Here is a 16,773-nt window from a genome sequence, read left to right as displayed (position 1 = left end):
AGAAGCAAGCCGGATCGATCCATGGAACTGATCGACCTCGGCTGCCCTCGACGACGCGCTCGTCAGATCATTCTGCTCGGGAGTCGGAGGAAACGCTTAAGCGACACGCCTACCGGCGGTGCGTGTTCCGCCAAGACGTAGCCAAAATGAAAATTGATGCCGGGCAATTCAAGGACCTCGAAGCATGCAAGCGGGGCTGTTCAGTACGGGCCGGCCGCGTGACACGGTCGTCGTCTGACCATCAAGCTCGGCGATCAGCATGTCTACGTCCTGACTTGGCCACCGCGTAGGCTGTGGCCGCTCTTTCGCTCGAGCCGTTCGACTTGGCGTTTGGGTGGGGACTGAGTTGCAAAACTCGACCGGTTGTCTCGCCTGCACACGACGAGGCGAGATGCCGTGCGATCGGGGGAGCGCCGACAACATCAATAAAAGCATCGCCAGCTCTACTCGCGGTTCGACCCGGTCCGGTATCCCTTCGGCTCGGCCTCGACCATCCCGTAGCCTTAGTCGGCGCTGCCTTGCTCTAAAACCACAAGCTTTGTGCTGCGGAAAGACGCTCTGATGCCCCGGCGATGGAGCAAATTGCGAACCATGAAAAACTTCGGCCAACCAAAACTAGAAAATGCATATCGCCCGGATTTCGTGTTTTCCGATTGAGCATGATCGCCGATGGGCGGGAGCGCCTCACACAAGCGGGGACGACGGCCCGTCGGGTTCATGACATTCATCCAACAAATTCTCATATTTCGAAATCTAAATGTTCGCAAACTGACATTTTGTAGTGCCAAATGGCTCGAGAGGCCTATCATTTAGCCATGGCTGAACGCTGCCCGGTTAATGTGCGGTGCGGAATGAGCGGATCGTACGTTGCCCTGCTTCGGGAACTAGGTGTCTGCCGGCGGTTGGAAGCTGTCATCTCAGCGACGCCTGATCGCGCACGGATCGCCTGGGAGCGCAGGCGCTGCCCAAGATCAGAAGCGCAAAAAGCGCGTTTCATATGAATCAGAGGAATTCCCATGGCTAAAATATTTGCACTGCTTTCAGCGATCGCGATCACCGCAACCGCGATTTCCACGGCGGACGCGGGTCCAACGCTTGACAACATCAGATCGAAAAAGGTGATCACCATTGGTTATCGCGAGGCTTCGATTCCCTTTTCCTATCTCGGCGCTGATCAGAAGCCTGTTGGTTTTTCGCTCGACCTGTGCGCGCACGTCGTCGATCGTCTGAAAGTTGATCTTGGTACTCCGGACATTCAGACAAAGCTGACGCCCGTCAACTCGTCCAACCGGATTCCACTTATCCAGAACGGCACGATCGACATCGAGTGCGGCGGCACCGCCAGCAGTAAGCAGCGTCTAGAACAGGTCTCATTCAGTGTTGCCACCTTCGCCAGTCAAACGGCCTGGCTCGCAAAGGCGTCGAGCGGGCTCAAGACGCCGAAAGATCTGAAAGGGAAGACCGTTGTCGTAACTCAGGGTTCCGATGCTCTCGGCATTGCCAAAGGCATTTCGCAGCAGGACGATCTCAACCTGACCATCGCGCAAGCCAAAGACCATGCGGAATCATTGCTGCTACTCACGACCGGTCGTGCGGCGGCGTGGGTGGAAGCTGACATTCTCTTGGCCGGCATGAAGGCGGATTATGCGAAACCGGCCGACCTCATCTTTCTAAATGCTAACTATGGTACCATCTATTATTATGGCCTGATGTTCTCGAAGGATGATCCCGACTTCAAAAAGTTAGTCGACGACGTTCTCTCCAAACTCATGGCTTCCGGCGAGTTCACCAAAATCTACGACAAATGGTTCGTGGCTGCGATTCCGCCGAAAAACATCAATCTGAACTTTCCAATGACTGATGCGCTCAAGGAGCGCGTCGCTCACCCCAGTGATGTGGTCAATTACTGAGCTTGACCGCGGCGAGCCGAAGCCGTCGCGGCGATAGGACGTCAACGCCAGACCTATCAGCATGGTCCAATGCTGGTTCTGATTGCGAATGCTAATGCGGACGCAAGCAACTGTCGTCACCTCAAGGGAGCGCGAAATGACAAGCGGAGCAGTTGACTGGAAGTCGATGACAGACGTGGATCGACAAATCGCACAATGGGTCGAGCAGACGCCATTTGTCGACACCCATGAACACCTGATCGAGGAAAGTCAGCGCCTTTCCGGAGCAATCCATCCACGAACATTGCCATGCAACGACTGGGCCTATCTGTTCAGATCCTACGCTGCCGAGGATCTGGTGGTTGCAGGCCTGCCAGCGAGCGACCTTCGAGGGTTTCTCGGGCCGGACCTTACGAGCGAAGAAAAATATCGGTTGATCGCGCCCTATTGGGAAAGGATCCGCCACACCGGCTACGCCCAGGCGCTGCGCCATACGTTTCGTGGCGTTTACGGTGAAGAGGACCTGACGGATGAAAGCCTGCCCCGCATCGCCGAGAAATACCATCAAACCGTAAAGCCGGGTTTTTACGCACGGATTCTGGAGCTGGCAAACATCAAAGGCTGTCACGTCAATTCGCTCCAGCGCATCTTTATGGAGACCGAGCAGCCAGGGCTGCTCGACCACGACATAAGCATTCTTCAATTGTGCCGGTGTAGTGCTGCTGACTTTGCGTGGGTGGAAGCCGAAACGGGCAGGCGCCCGACCACGCTCGATGAATGGCTCGATGTTATTGACTTTTATTTTGCAACATACGGCGCCAAAGCCGTGGCCGTAAAATCGCAAATTGCCTATTCGCGCGCCCTCGATTTCGAGCCGGTCACCAAGGCGCATGCCGCAAGACTATTTCCCCACCATGCCGACAGGGTAGGCGCTTTGCACGCTCTGGGTCCTGAGGACCTCAAGGCGCTGCAAGACTATCTATTCCGCTATTGCGTCGGCAAGGCTGGCGAGTACGGCTTGCCTGTCAAACTCCACACCGGCGTTTTGGCTGGCTACGGCGTGATGCAACTCGCCCGTACTCGCAGCAATGCCGCAGATGTCTGCCGTCTGCTGCAGGATTTTCCTGAAACCCGATTCGTGCTGATGCATATTGGCTACCCATACGAGCACGAGTTTATCGCGCTGGCCAAACATTATCCTAACGCGGCGATCGACATGTGCTGGGCATGGATCATCAATCCGGTGGCGGGCGTTCGCTTCTTGAAGGAGTTTTTGATGGCGGTTCCATCCAACAAGATCTTCACCTTCGGCGGCGACTATGTCGCTGTCGAGCCAATTTATGGCCATGCGTGCGTAGCGCGTCGTGGAATCGCACAAGCCATCTCGCAATTGGTCACCGAAGGCTGGATCGCGCTCGAGGACACCCGTGGCCTCATTGACCGGATCATGCGCGGCAATGCGCTTCAGTTCTTTCAGAAAGCGCATCGGGAGGATACGACGCATCGCTGAGCGGGCGGCCAACCGTTTTGAAAAAGCTTGTCGGCGTGCATGAACGTCAATGATCGAAGGTGATTGGTGCACCCGCCATATCGAGCATGATCGACTGGCCAGTGCCGCTCTCTCGTATTTGCGTGTCAATGCGCGGCCAATTGGGCGAGCAAAGAGGGCGGAGCCGACACTCATCGATCATGCGCGGCGACCAATTGAAGCGCTGCCGCTCGACTTCAAAGTGCCACGACCCGGCGATCGTTAATCGATGGCGAATCCGTCAACCGCGAACTTGGCCTGGCTCATTTCTGCCGAAGTGGGTGCAGCAGTGCCCGAAAGGATTCGCAGTGCACCGTGCGAACGGCATCGGGGAAGTCCTGCATGTGCATAGGAATCAGTTCGAGCTGGAGCGGAAATGGGCCTCGAATAGCCGAGACGATCGAAACGCGGGCGTGTTTTGACGAGTGCCCGCCGAAAGCCGGTAGTTTCCCGAGCTTGATCGATCAAGGGTACGCTGAACATCTTCTATATCTTCATGCCTTTGGGCGCTTCTCGTCGCCCGCGCGTGGATCTGCCGGAGAATTTCATCTTAGGCTTGGAGCTGGTATGCAATGCGATATGATCGGATAGACGCTCGCATCCTCGAACTCGTGCAGAAGAACAATCGCCTGACCTCCGAGGTGATCGGCGAAATAGCGGGGCTTTCTGCAACAGCGTGCCAACGCCGCTTGAAGAGGCTGCGCTCGGAAGGCATCATTGAGGCGGATATCTCGATCGTTTCGCCGAAGGCCATTGGTAGACCTATCCAAATGCTTGTACTGGTGACTATGGAGCGGGAACGTTCTGATATCATTGACAGGTTCAAGAAGGCCATCAAGTCTTCAGTCGAAGTCGTCAATGGCTTCTACGTCACCGGTGATGCTGACTTTATCCTATACGTTACCGCACGTACCATGGAGGACTACGAGCAATTCACCAGACGGTTCTTTTACGAGATGCCGGACATCAAATGCTTCAAGACGCTGGTCGTCTTGGATCGGGTAAAGGCTGGCTTCGCTGTTCCCGTTGAGGTGCCTCCCTGTGACACACTAACCAATCGTTGATCTGGTATCTCGACCAGCAGATCCACTAAGTGCTGCGCACTGAAGTGCGCCGGCCATTCTCTAGTCCACTGACTTATACTTGAGTGAAGCCGGAGCCTGACGCAGACGCATCTGTTGTTCCAGCTGGTCAGCCGGCGTCATGAAACCGGCGCAATGCCGATCGCGTGAACCGCAGCGTTGACGAATCCGGCACCATGTCCACTGATCCGAGGTCATCATTTGCATTCGGGTGATCCTGAAGCAGCTGTTGCACCACGGCTACGCGCTGATTGTCCGCGGCGACAGCGACCGGCTCTGCGCCAAACCAAAGAACAGCCTCATCCGGGAGCCCGCCGCTGATGATCACCCGGTCGGCTCGGCCTCCTCCGTCACCTCGCCGGCGGTTCGGCTACCGTCGGCTGTTCATTCTGCTGCGACGAGAGGTCGAGCCATCAGGGCTCAACCGCATTCACCGGATCTATCGGGAAGAAGGACTGACAGTCCGCAAGCGGTGGGCTCGCCGCAAGGCCTTGTGGTGCCGGGCGCCGATCCCGGTGGAAGCGAAGCCGAATGCGCGCTGGTCGCTGGACTTCGTCCACGACCAGTTCGCCAACGGGCTCGCTTCCGCATCCTCAACATCGTCGACGATGTCACTAAGGAATGTCTGGGCGCCATTCCTGACACATCGATCTCGGGCCGGCGTGTGGCGCGGGAGCTGACGACGGTTGTCGCGCGGCGCGGCAAACCCGGCCTGATCGTCTCCGACAACGGCACCGAACTCACCTGTAACGCCATGCTGGCCTGGTGCAAGGAAACCGGCATCGACTGGCACTTCATCGCACCGGGCAAACCAATGCAGAACGGCTTCGTCGAGAGCTTTAACGGCCGGATGCGCGACGAGCTCCTGAGTGAGACGCTGTTCTTCGGTCTCGACGATGCCAGGGCCAAACTCGCGGCATGGGTCGCCGACTACAATGGCGAACGCCCCCATTCCTCGCTGCAATACCTCACGCCCGCGGCCTACGCCGCCTCTCTCACCGCAACGGGCGCTCGGCTGCGCAACCCCGACCAGCTCCGCCGATCGCCCGTTGCTTCAACCGCGCCGCAAGGCGTACAACCCCCCGAGACTCTAACTGCCGCTGGATGAAAATTCAGGGGCAGGTCAATCATAGCGCGACGCCAAGGTCCTGCGTTGGGGTTTGCTTTCCTCATTTTGGAGGAGGGCTGAACACCATGATGCTTTGCAATGTTCCTGGTCTTTTTGGCGGTCTTCTTTATTGCCGACTTTTTTGGCCTTCTTTGCTTTCTTGGCTTTCTTCGCCAATGCCAACTCCTGATTAAGATTTGAAGCAGCTCAAAAACCTTTGCCACCAACTACGTGGCTCACTTTCGAGTCGATATTCATAGCCCTCGCGCGCGATCAGGTGTCTGAGCAAGCGGTGGCAGAACGGCACGTAAAGTCTGTTTCCATTCCGAATTTCAGGATCGCTATAAGTGGCATCCAGCGCAGCATTATAGGCGAGAGCGTCTAACGCTCGCATAGGCATAGGCTCTTCGCCAGCGATCGTCTGAAGCTTAGACCTCCATCTCGCCGCCTCTGGCGTAGGTTCAAGCTCAATTTCTGCAAGCATCTCTTGATACTTGCGCCGCAGAAACTCGTGGGTTCGTGCTTTCGAGCCGAAATCGAACGTAAGCTGCGAGGTGGCGAAAATCAAAACGCCGAATTCAAGCCAAAGCTCCCTGAAATGAAAGAGCTCCGAGACTTTTCCTGCGACGCCGGCTCCGAAAACGATGACTAGGAAGTTCAGTATCCGATTGAGAGTGTCATAATATTCGCGACGCGAAGCGTGGTAGATCGAGTTCCGTAGCGCATCAAATTTCGGGGCACTGATTTCCTCGACCATGCTCGCGGCTCAATCCCGCTTTGGCGGCGGGCTTGGCGAAGGCACGGACGGAGCAGGGCGAACCGGAGCATGAACGTCAGGACTTGGCCGCGATGGGGAAGGAGATGGCCTGCTTGGAGCTGGCGCAACTCCCTGGTGCCTGGTGCCTTCGTTTTCTTTGTTCATTCCACTAGCCCTTTCTTTATCCCGAACGCTCAGTTGGTGAGACAAAAATGATCATCGCGAATAGCAAGTAGACTTCTGCTTACTGAATCTCGTGGGATGCAGATGTGCCCGCGCCTCATTGCCTAAGCAGGAGGTGACACGGGCTCAATAGCGCGGCGTGCGATGGCCAGTGGCGCCGGTGTAGGGGTTGACGTTGCCGCTGGTGCCGTAGTTGTCGCGCTGGGTGCCGTTGGGGTTCGTCGCTTGGTAGGGCTGCACGTACGTGCCATTGCTGCGCGTATAGCCCGACACACCATGGCTGTTTGGATTTGAACCGGTGCCGCCGAGGTACTGCGCTTGGGCGGCTGTGGTTGCCAGCAGCAAGGCCGTGGCAAGTACGATCTGCTTCATTTTGAGTCCCTGGATCTTATTGACGCCGCCATAGAGCATGACAGGGTCCTGTGATGCAACTGGGGGTTATTACGGGGGCGCCGCGCCACTACTAAGGTAAGGGGTGCTGGAAAGCGGTATTCAGAGCTTGGCCTTCGATCCGGCCGCCCTGCCAAGGCCTGCGGGTCATGCAGAGGCAAGGAAAAGGCTGCGGACGCGAAAAATCTGGGCTTGATCTCCTCCTCCAAATTATCGTCTGCAGCATTTGGCAAAAAATCTACTTGAGCGCCGTTTCGATCAGGTTGGCTAGTCGGGCCGCGGCAAGTGCAGCCCTCGCGCGGGCCAGGTTTTTGGCGCTAGTCTCATAGTCGCGTGTCAGAAGGACAGGATTCTTTCCAGTGCTGATCGGCGGAGCGTAGGCGTATTGCTTGGCGAGGTCCGCGCTTTCCTGAGCCCAGACGGCGGGATCGTCAATCTGCGCCTCAACCTGGTTGACACCGACGCTCGATAGCCCGTCCTTATCGTCGGCGTCGAAAATGGCGCCATGGGGCGAGGAGTAACCGCCGAAGATCGCGTCCCAGTAGGCGTGCAGCGCCATGCTGGATCCACTCGCCGGTATCACAGATTCCGCATTGCCGCCGGAATCTCCGTCGGGGATCTCATGCGTGTAGCGGGCGCTCGCGTGCAACGGCTGATGGGCATCGCCGACGAGATGAAGGATCCAGACAAGGTCATACGAGCGCACATCGTCGGATGCGCCCGAGGACGCCGGCAGCGCGGCGATCATCAGCTTGAGTTGGGTGACGAAGTCGACTGGAGCCGCGGCGGGTAGGGGCGTGCCGTCGGGTGTGAAGTCGATGTCCTTGAAATGCCAATAGGCATGTTGGTTGTGATCCGAGTAGCCGATGTTCTGGCCGGCCGTTGGGCTGGTGACCGCATCGCGCGTATAGCCGTACTCCTTGGTCTTGATGTCGTCAGCCCAAGTCGCGGCATGGATGAAAGCGTACATCTTCGCCGTTTTGTCGTCGGCGGCGCCGGAGGTCCACTTCGCATAATCCTTGTTGAGCTTCAGCAAGGCGTCGGCCTTGTCGCGGATAGGATCGGAGAGGCGCTTATACGCCAAATAAGCGATCTGCATGTGCCCTTCGTCCCACCACGCGCGGGCCGGGGATGAAGCGACGCCGAGAGCCAAGGCCAGAACGCTGTTCAAAACCATGCGGCGCATAGGTGGGTCTCCAGCTCGTTGTTACCTGAGGTTGCACCAACTCGGGTAAGTTTACCAGTGCTCTGTGACGCGCCGATGGATGCGGACCTATGGATGCGGACCTCGTGAAGAAGGCTCCGTAATGTCGACGCCGGGCGGGACGCAGAGGTACCGCTCGTTGTCAGGTGGGCGATGTCCAATGGCGAATCGGGCCCCGTGTGGAGCGTGCACAGGAAGTGCGATATGCGAGCCAACTCCGCCCCGCTGCGTTCCAAGGCGGCAAAGATTGAGCTAGCACAGCAGGCAGAAGCATTCATGCCGATATCAACTCTGATTTTCCGCACTGCGATTCAGTTCACGATTAATGCGATCCTTGGCCCGACGGATTGCAAGAAGCTGCAATCGCGTTCGGGTTTTGCCGCTGATCGTCTTGCCGCCCATCTCGAAACTGTAGCGCCATTCGCCTGCCGACGCTTCTCGAATGCAAAATTGCACGCCTCTGTGTTGCATCGTTCTTTCAGCCTCATCACCGCCGTTTGCGCCAGTTCGTTACCGCGTCGGCCCGAGTGCAGATTGATCTTGATTCCTCGAGCATAATGACGCTGACCCACCTGTAAGAGAGCCGCCGATCCTGATGGGACCGGCGGCCAAGTCAAGGGAGGAAACGCCCGTGAGGGCAGCGGTAGCGAGACTACCGCAAGGCACCGCCAAGCTCTTGGCGGATCTCAAGAAAGCATCTTTGCGTTTAGGCAGAGGGTGTTTTCCGCCTATTGACCCAATGCAGCTGATGCGAAGAGAACTAACGCGTTGCGGGCTTGAAGTAATTCAATCGAGGCGGCACTAAAAGAAAAAATTGAGTACGCAGCGTACAAAGTGAGCTGTTTCGTGCTGTCTGTTGCAATCCTGATCAAGCCGGAGCTCTCCCGCACCACGTTGCGCTGAGCTGGAGTCGCGCCGCAGCTTGTCATTTCCGTCTGCGGACAAGATTGCCGGGAGCGCAAGGAGGACGTATCGGCTTCACAATCGGAAACTCTCCGCCAATCGCAAGAAGTTCACAAGGAGCGAGTGACCTTGCTCAGTAAGGACCGACTCCGGGTGAAATTGTACGCCGTAGGTAGGTTGATGCCGATGTGTCAAGGCCATGATCTCGCCTTCATCTGAATGGGCCGTCGCCATGAGATCAGGTGCATCTGACAGATCGGGTTCGACCGCAAGAGAATGGTAGCGCCCGACCCAAAGTGGTGACGGAAGTGCCAAAAACAACCCACGACCGTCATGCGTTATGCGCGATGCGCGGCCGTGCATGGGGCGACGTGCGCGCACCACGCGTCCGCCGAAAACGCTTCCGATACACTGGTGCCCAAGACAGATGCCAAGAATCGGGATGCGCCCCGAAAGCTCGCGGACAACGGCAGTGGATATACCAGCCTCCATCGGCGTGCAGGGGCCGGGAGATATGACGATTGCACGCGGCTTAAGCCCAACGAGATCGGTGACGCCGATCGCGTCATTGCGAACGACTTTCGTCTCTGCACCAATCTTGCGGAAATAGCGCGCAATATTGAACACGAAGGAATCGTAATTATCAATGATGACAATCAAGATGCACCAGATGGATCGGACCCAAAGGCCTCGAACAGCCGTTTTGCCTTGGTAAGTGTCTCCTCATACTCGGCTTCAGGATTCGACATCGCAGTTATTCCGCCGCCTGCGTGAAATACAGCCAGATCACCCTCGATCACGACGGTGCGGATCGCAATATTCGTGTCCATCTGTCCATTGAATCCGATGAAGCCGATCGCTCCGCAATAGATTTCTCGCGTCACTTTTTCGATGTCCGCAATGATCTGCATTGCTCGCACCTTTGGAACGCCAGTGACGGAACCGCCGGGAAAGCAGGCGCGGAGTAGACTGACGGCATCCTGATCTGCAGCAAGTGCGCCGGTGACTGCCGACACAAGATGGTGCACTGAGGCATAGGTCTCGAGGTTGCACAGGGCTGAAACCTGGACCGAATTGTCTGTACAAACGCGTGACAGATCGTTGCGCAGCAGGTCGACAACCATAATGTTCTCGGCGCGATCCTTTTCGGAGGCAAGAAGGAGTTCAGCGCGGCGCACATCTTCCGAACAATCAGCAGAGCGCGCGATTGTGCCCTTGATCGGGCGTGTTTCGACCTGGCGTCCGTCAACTCTCAGAAATCGCTCAGGAGAGCTCGAGGCGATGGTCAGCCTGTCATAACGCAGGAGGGCTGCAAACGGGGCCGGATTCAACGAACGGAGCTGGCAATAAAAGGTGAGCGGATCGAACAAGGGCGACACTTCCGCACTGAACCGTTGCGCGATGTTTGCCTGGAATATATCTCCAGCCAGGATCAAATCGATGACCCGCTGGACCGCCGCCATGAAGCCTTCACGGCTAAAGTTCGAATGCCATTGCCCCGCGGTGCTAGGGATTATGATCCGCGGCGGCTTTGGCCTGGCAAGCAGTGCCGCAAACTCGTCGGCGCGACGACGCGCGTGCTCGGCTCGTCGAGTGGAGTCTTGCTCCGGCCATCCGGTCGAGACGATCCAGCACCTATGGTTTCGATGATCGAAGCTGACCACCACATCGTAAAAATGCAGTATTGACTGGGGCACTCCGAGACCAAGATCCGACGGCGATGGCAGCCGCTCCAGTGTGCGGTTCAGATCGTAAGCAAGGAAGCCTGCTGCGCCGCCCTGGAATGGGGGTAGATCGGAGCAATGGTCTTGTTTGTATCTGGCAAGGAGGTCGCGGAGGGCTTGCCAGGGGTCGCCTATGAGAGCCTTTCCATTCCAACCTGCCTGTCCGTCGGCGACCAAATAGGTGCCGAACGGCTCGCAGGTCAAATATGAGTAACGTCCAAGCAACTCATGCCCTGCCGCGCTATCGAGAAAGGTAAGCTGCGGCCGCTGCGCAACGCTTCGCAAGGCCGTGACAGGCTCAATCCACGGCAACTCGCGGACGTGCATAGGCTCTCCGCTACTGGCGACCAGCAGTTGCCCGCGCCTCGTGAGGCCCTTCCGAATAAGGGTTCTCTCCGCCGGAGACGTAGCAGAGCTTGCAGCTGATCATTAAGCTACTCGCGGCCAACTGGTCCATGGCTCCGAGCGACTTGTCTTAGCCCCCTTGTTCCAGCGAAATGCACATCTGTTGACAGCTCGTAGTCAGCTGCAAACCTTAGCTCCCGGAGTGGTCTGACGCGCTGGATCGCTTCTCGATAAAGATCGTGCGTTTTGTACGCAGCGAGGTCCGCCTCACTGTCGAATTCACCATACACCACGACATCGATGTCGTTGCCCAGTTGATCGCTCTTGCGGTTGCGGGCAATCTCGAGCCGGCGTGCACATGGAATTGAGGTGAGAACCGAGAGACCGTCGATGATTTGGTCCATATCGGCTCTATCCTTCGCTGTGAAGAAGACGATGTGACGGATCATGGTGACCGTAAACGTGACGCCGCAACTTGGCCGCGTTCTTATATCGGGATGTAGCTCGACGCAATGCTGGACAGTCCCGACATCCGAGCGGCCCGAAATTGCACGATGCCGCGACGTTGCGGTACGAGTTCGCATTAATTTGCTTGAGCGGATGTGAGAGTTGTCCGTTTCCCAATGGTCCGAATGTGGCGTACGAGAGGCCGAGACGTGATCAACCTGGCGTGCTCTGATCGCTGTTAGAAGGCCTGCCTACGACAAAAAATTCGGGATCTTACCGGCTTGTCTTCTTCGATTGGGGGCAATGTTTGCCAGACGACTGAACGTCGGCGTGTTATTTGGCGATCACAGTGATCGATGAAGCGAAATCGGCCCACCGGTTCGTACCTCGGTAGATACTCCCCGCGCGCAAGTCCAAACGCGAAGATTGCCCTGATCGCAGCTGATAAGCGTCGAGGCTAATTTCCGGCAAGACGATTTATCGCGCTATTTCAATGCGAAGAATCAAGCGAAGTCGGTCACCAATCGTACAGCTTCCGTTCGCAGGGTACCGTTCTGTATCGATTAGGATACATCCTGCCGCAGCTGAACGCCGCCGTCCGATCCGGACCGTATTTGTGCGCCGATAGCAATCTTAACCTGTCACAAGGCACAAAGCGCAACTCTGGGAAGCGGCAGTCATCCGCGGCGACCTTCTAGCATTCAACACAACATTGGCATCCCGTAGCCGTTTTAAGTTTGGAGCGATGAGCCGTGATCGCGACGGGTATCTTGCATGAATTGTGCAGCTATCTGGCATGAATTGTGGATACACGGCCCGTTTGAATTGCTGAGCAGCGTTTGCTTCGAACCGGGAGGCGAGGGCACTGAGCGTCAATCATTCTCGCAAGAGCAAGGCGGTCCCATCGGCTGGAGCCCGTTTTGCGCCGTTACTGCATATAATGGAGGTTGGTGCGTACAATGCTGGGCAAGAGGACAAGCTTGATGAGCCAGCAGCAGGTCGTGGTGACAGGTACAGGCGCCGGCGTCGGAAAAACGGTGTTCTGCGCAGGACTCGTCGGTCTCCTCGGGGCGAAATACTGGAAACCGATTCAAGCTGGCCTTGAAGGAGAAACGGACACCGAGCGCGTCGCTCGGCTTGCCAATCTTGCGTCGGATCGCATTGTGCCTGAGCGTTACCGAGTGCAGACGGCCGCTTGGCCACACTGTTCAGCGGAGACTGACGAAGTTCGCATCAGCACGGACTCGCTTGATGTGCCCGACACTGGAGGGCAGCCGCTCGTGATCGAGGGGACCGGGGGGCTCATGGAGCCGCTCAATTGCGGCTCGCTTTATATTGATGTCTTGGAGAAATGGCGCCTTCCTGTCGTGCTCTGCGCGAGCACAACTTTGGGCGCGATCAATTGTTCACTGCTGTCCATAGAGGCGCTCCGGCGACGCCAGATCGACATTCTTGGACTCGCTTTCGTTGGCGAAAAGAATTCGGATGCTGTGAGAGCAATTTGCGAAATCGGCCGGGTGCGGTGGTTAGGGCGATTGCCCTGGATTGCGCCTCTGTCGGCAGACACGCTGCAAGCCGCATTCAAAGCATCCTTTTGGCCGGATGATTTCAAGCCATGACGCTAAAGAAGAAGCTGTAGGAGTAGTCAGGCAAGGGTCGAAATCGAGACACATCTTGCTAAGGCACGTGACCTAATGCATCAGGTATAGGTCTCGAGCCGAATGTCTAATGTCACGCTGACGGCTAGCATCGGGTCGGCTTTCGGTTGAAGCCGTGAAGGGTTTTGGCGATCTCCCGGACTTTATCCAATCATGCCTTTGCGACTTCCATCGCTCGGAGCACTCCGCCCAAGGAGAGACGGTTAAGGGCTCCCGAGGCTCTATTGAACGGATGCGAAAATCCCGGCGGACTTGCCGCGTTTGACGCGCTCGCTTCCCAGAGGTCGTCCTCCCCGCCGGGGGCGGCGCGCTCGCAGCTCGCAGGCGGCTTTGCAGAAGGCAGCTTGACCCTAGTCGACGTCCACTCACGTGGTGGCGGATTGTTGCGCTTGCGCTACCACTTGACCCCGAGCAGGGTTGCTTCGTGATTGGCATCGAGACAACCGGCGCCTGGTCGAACGGCGACAGCATCAGCGAGATCGGTGCCGTGAAGGTCCGCAATCATGAGGCCGTCGCCGCTACGGGCGACGTCACTCGGTCTCGTGCGTGCGGCGCGATTTGTACCGGCAATGCTCAGCGCATTTATAGATTCCCGATCGGGAAAATAAGCCCCGTGACCAGTCCTGATGGTGGATGGATTTACCGCTCAGTAAAATTTTGGCCCTGGCCAACTGGTTCCCATTTAGATTTTCCCGCTCGGGAAATACGCATTGAAAAGCTTGGCTTGCTTGCGAAATATTCCCGCTTGGAAATTGATATGGCTATCACAACAGCATCGGAACTGGGCGAAGCCATTCGGAACCGACGCAGATCGCTTGGGCTACGGCAACAGGACCTAGCGCTCGCGGCGAACGTCGGCGTGCGGTTTATCGTCGACATCGAGAACGGCAAGGAAACCAGTCAAGTGGGGGCTCGTCCTTCGGCTGCTCAGCTGAAGAACATTGCACGGCTGGTGCGCGGGCCTATCGCGTCGTTCATTCCCCTCAATCGAACGCTCAACCCCAAGGGCTCAGAGTCGACACTTGATCGAACCATCGATCAATGCCTGCCTTATTTGTTCGGCCCGTTCCTTGGACAGCTTCTCGGCCAAGCTATGATCCTTTAAAAGAGCCGGCCCCTTGCGTTCTCGATCGTAAACCATCCAGCCAGTGGTCCCCATTCGAACGAGGAACCTGGGCTGTTGCGGTGGTAATTCCCGGTTCAATACTTCCTCCTTTATTGGCCTGCCACCTGCAAATCTCTGTTCCAGGGAAAAACGATACTCGTGTCAAGAAAACACGATCCGCGCTTTATTCCTGAACCGGGACACTGAAATTCCCAGCAACGAACGTACTGCACGGCCCGTGCCAGTGGCCGAGTCATCTTTCGAAAGCGCGTTCGTGGCATCCGAATCGATGCGGTGGGCATGCAAACACTCACCTCGTCCGAGTCCAGCCAGCCCAACTCCGGTCGCCGTCGCTATGCTAGGTCGACAGAGGCGGCCCGGTGTTGACCGGATCGGCAGGGAAGGTTTGCACGATCAGCTAGGCGAGGATTGTCGCTCCGATCCTCAACTTAGATCGGCAGGAGGTCCGAAACGACTTGCCCGTTGGCGTCAGCGAGCCTTGGTATGACTTGTATCGACATCAAGTGCGCGTGAGATGTGAGGCCGTTCACACGTGATGATCGAGAGATGACCTAGATGGGCCTAGCAGCTCCGGTCTCGGACACCATGATGTCATTATTCAGTAGCGAAAGCTGGTCGGGAACAGCCGTAGCGTCGGGGCTCGGCGTTCTCATTGTCGTCGCGCTTGTCTTTGCGCTCGTTCGTTATTTGGAGTGGTCCTCGAACACCAATCTGACGGAATTCATCAACCGGACCGAGGTCGCGGCGGCTACCTCAACTCCGATCCTACCGCTCAACCGACAAACAGCTTGCGAGCACGGCAAGAAGTCGCCTTGGGTACTTTCCGTACCTCTCGAATGAAGCCGTCGAAGCGACCTGCGCCAATCAACCGTCAAGAAGGCACGTCTTCGGGCTCAAATACAGCGTGCCGGCGGCACGATTGCCTATCCGCGGACGACTAAGGCCGCAGGATACTATGGAAAGGGAGCCGCGGAACCGGGCTTATCGTCGTGCTGCGTGCGCGGCTCTGATGCTGACGGACGTCGGCGAACTCGGTCGACCGCCCGAGCTGCCAACGAGAAAGTAAGCGGGCTAGCTCGGGACCGCGATTTGCGAAAAGCGCCGCTCGTCCTGAACCGAGCTCCGGGCGATGAGGAGGAGCTCACTCAGCCATATGGGACCAGGCTCCGGATCCGCAATCGAGCGCGCGGCCGGCGCATGCTCCTGCGCTCCGACGAGCGTTGTTGAGTTACAAAGTGGTAGGACGAAGTCCTCGCATGGGTGAGGCTCCGATTGCCCTTGCCATGTTGTGGGCGGGTGGGCAAATTAATGGCTACTGAATTTTAATCGCGCGGCTTGAATTCCATGAACAGGCTCTACCCGCTAGTTCTGGAGCACCGGCTTCCGAGCCTGGTTCGGTACTGTATCTCGGCGTGCATTATGGTGGTGTGCGCGGTCCTGCAGATCGCGCTTCAGTTGGAGACCGGGGCGCCGGGATACTTCCTGCTACTCCCCGGCGTGTTTTTGTCGGGCCTAATTTTTGATCGCGGGTCCGGAATATTCGCGGCGATCATCGCGATCGCCGTGGGCGCCTACGTCACCTACGCGGGCCACTTCGCCATTGATTTCCTTGCACCGAATGCGCTCTTTGTTATCACGGCCGCCGGGACAGCCACCATAGCCGAATTCCAGCGAGCCGAACTCCGGCGGGTCATGCTGGCGGACAAGACGAAGACTGTGCTGCTGCAGGAGGTGGCGCACCGGACGAAAAACAATCTTGCTATTCTCGGCGGCATGATCCGGCTTGAGGCAAGGCACGGCGGGCCGGAGGTCGCAGCTGCGCTAGAGGCCACAGCGCGCAGAGTGCAAGTGATGGCCGAGGTCTACGATCATCTCTTGCTGAAGGAGGACTCGCGCTCGGTGAACATGCGCGACTTCCTGAATGACGTTGTCGAAAAGGTCTTCCATTCCTTGGCTCCGTCCGGGCCGGTCGCCTTCCAGGTGGTTTGCGACGATATCGACCTGCCGAACAATCACGCGCTCGCGATAGGCATGATTACGAACGAGCTCGTCACGAACTCACTGAAATACGCCTTTCCCGCCGACAGTCCGGGCCATATCGTGGTCTCGTTATCTAAAGGGGACGGCATCGAGTTGTCGACCTCAGACGATGGCGTCGGCCTCCGAGAGGGAGCGCAGTCGGGCGGGCTGGGCTCCCGAATCGTGCTTCTGCTCACCGAGCAGCTCGAAGGCGAAATCACATGCCGTGCACAGCGGAAACCCAGATGTCGACAGTCGCAAAGCTCGTTGCGCGAAATCAGGCGCTCAGACAGCGCTGACGCTTTTCGATGCCGATGACCTCCCGGAAGACGAGTAGTTCGACTAGATTCGTAGAGTCTTCAATCATCCGCCAACGAAAAGCGCGCGACTGCGACGACATCGTTACGCAC

General features: G+C 57.3%; 15 protein-coding genes and 1 pseudogene. 9 read left to right on the top strand and 7 right to left on the bottom strand.

What is annotated here, in order from left to right; genetic code table 11:
• Positions 1–1,016 precede the first annotated feature (1,016 nt).
• From J2R76_RS19570 to J2R76_RS19555, 4 genes and pseudogenes are all read left to right on the top strand, one after another.
• The gene (locus J2R76_RS19570; protein WP_253624641.1) at positions 1,017–1,910 is read left to right on the top strand and encodes an amino acid ABC transporter substrate-binding protein; all 894 of its coding nucleotides are present in this window, start codon (positions 1,017–1,019) and stop codon (positions 1,908–1,910) included.
• Between the two features lie 136 nt (positions 1,911–2,046).
• Entirely contained in the window at positions 2,047–3,399 is a 1,353-nt protein-coding gene (locus tag J2R76_RS19565) for an amidohydrolase family protein (RefSeq protein WP_253624640.1), read from the top strand.
• A 590-nt stretch (positions 3,400–3,989) separates the two neighbouring features.
• The gene (locus J2R76_RS19560) at positions 3,990–4,481 is read left to right on the top strand and encodes an Lrp/AsnC family transcriptional regulator (protein WP_253624639.1); all 492 of its coding nucleotides are present in this window, start codon (positions 3,990–3,992) and stop codon (positions 4,479–4,481) included.
• Positions 4,482–4,828: 347 nt separating this feature from the next.
• Positions 4,829–5,607 (top strand): annotated as a pseudogene (locus J2R76_RS19555) (IS3 family transposase); the annotation flags it as partial.
• Positions 5,608–5,622: 15 nt separating this feature from the next.
• On the opposite strand, the gene J2R76_RS19550 reads toward J2R76_RS19555, so the two are convergent.
• From J2R76_RS19550 to J2R76_RS19535, 4 genes are all read right to left on the bottom strand, one after another.
• Complete coding sequence (locus tag J2R76_RS19550) at positions 5,623–5,784, bottom strand: hypothetical protein (protein WP_253624638.1); 162 nt, start codon at positions 5,782–5,784, stop codon at positions 5,623–5,625.
• Positions 5,785–5,797: 13 nt separating this feature from the next.
• Positions 5,798–6,364, bottom strand: coding sequence for a hypothetical protein (locus tag J2R76_RS19545; protein ID WP_253624637.1), 567 nt, complete (start codon positions 6,362–6,364; stop codon positions 5,798–5,800).
• Between the two features lie 309 nt (positions 6,365–6,673).
• Positions 6,674–6,958, bottom strand: coding sequence for a hypothetical protein (locus tag J2R76_RS19540; protein WP_253624636.1), 285 nt, complete (start codon positions 6,956–6,958; stop codon positions 6,674–6,676).
• A 217-nt stretch (positions 6,959–7,175) separates the two neighbouring features.
• Positions 7,176–8,123: a S1/P1 nuclease gene (locus tag J2R76_RS19535; RefSeq protein WP_253624635.1), complete on the bottom strand. Its 948-nt coding sequence runs from the start codon at positions 8,121–8,123 to the stop codon at positions 7,176–7,178.
• Positions 8,124–8,345: 222 nt separating this feature from the next.
• Between J2R76_RS19535 and J2R76_RS19530 the strand changes: the two genes are divergently transcribed.
• On the top strand, positions 8,346–8,699 hold the full coding sequence (locus J2R76_RS19530; protein WP_253624634.1) for a hypothetical protein: 354 nt from the start codon (positions 8,346–8,348) through the stop codon (positions 8,697–8,699).
• Between the two features lie 420 nt (positions 8,700–9,119).
• On the opposite strand, the gene J2R76_RS19525 is transcribed toward J2R76_RS19530, so the two are convergent.
• The 3 genes from J2R76_RS19525 to J2R76_RS19515 form a co-directional block, all read right to left on the bottom strand.
• The gene (locus J2R76_RS19525; protein ID WP_253624633.1) at positions 9,120–9,704 is read right to left on the bottom strand and encodes an aminodeoxychorismate/anthranilate synthase component II; all 585 of its coding nucleotides are present in this window, start codon (positions 9,702–9,704) and stop codon (positions 9,120–9,122) included.
• Entirely contained in the window at positions 9,701–11,095 is a 1,395-nt protein-coding gene (pabB, locus tag J2R76_RS19520) for an aminodeoxychorismate synthase component I (RefSeq protein ID WP_253624632.1), read from the bottom strand. The genes J2R76_RS19525 and pabB overlap by 4 nt, the downstream gene beginning before the upstream one ends.
• Positions 11,096–11,202: 107 nt before the next feature.
• Complete coding sequence (locus J2R76_RS19515; RefSeq protein WP_253624631.1) at positions 11,203–11,562, bottom strand: Dabb family protein; 360 nt, start codon at positions 11,560–11,562, stop codon at positions 11,203–11,205.
• A gap of 981 nt (positions 11,563–12,543) precedes the next feature.
• Here J2R76_RS19515 and J2R76_RS19510 point away from each other — a divergent pair.
• From J2R76_RS19510 to J2R76_RS19495, 4 genes are all read left to right on the top strand, one after another.
• Positions 12,544–13,179: a dethiobiotin synthase gene (locus tag J2R76_RS19510; protein WP_253624630.1), complete on the top strand. Its 636-nt coding sequence runs from the start codon at positions 12,544–12,546 to the stop codon at positions 13,177–13,179.
• 463 nt (positions 13,180–13,642) lie between these two features.
• Positions 13,643–14,323 (top strand): helix-turn-helix domain-containing protein, encoded by a 681-nt coding sequence (locus J2R76_RS19505; RefSeq protein WP_253624629.1) that lies wholly within the window; start codon positions 13,643–13,645, stop codon positions 14,321–14,323.
• A 606-nt stretch (positions 14,324–14,929) separates the two neighbouring features.
• Positions 14,930–15,184 carry a hypothetical protein gene (locus J2R76_RS19500; protein ID WP_253624628.1) on the top strand — a complete coding sequence of 85 codons (255 nt, stop codon included), beginning with the start codon at positions 14,930–14,932 and terminating at the stop codon, positions 15,182–15,184.
• A gap of 504 nt (positions 15,185–15,688) precedes the next feature.
• Positions 15,689–16,681: a sensor histidine kinase gene (locus tag J2R76_RS19495; RefSeq protein ID WP_253624627.1), complete on the top strand. Its 993-nt coding sequence runs from the start codon at positions 15,689–15,691 to the stop codon at positions 16,679–16,681.
• The last annotated feature ends 92 nt before the right edge of the window (positions 16,682–16,773 follow it).

This window comes from Bradyrhizobium sp. USDA 4532 (assembly GCF_024171315.1).
GTDB lineage: Bacteria > Pseudomonadota > Alphaproteobacteria > Rhizobiales > Xanthobacteraceae > Bradyrhizobium > Bradyrhizobium australafricanum.
The sequence above is the reverse complement of the archived record's forward strand: the minus strand, read 5'-3'. Positions and strand labels throughout refer to the sequence as shown.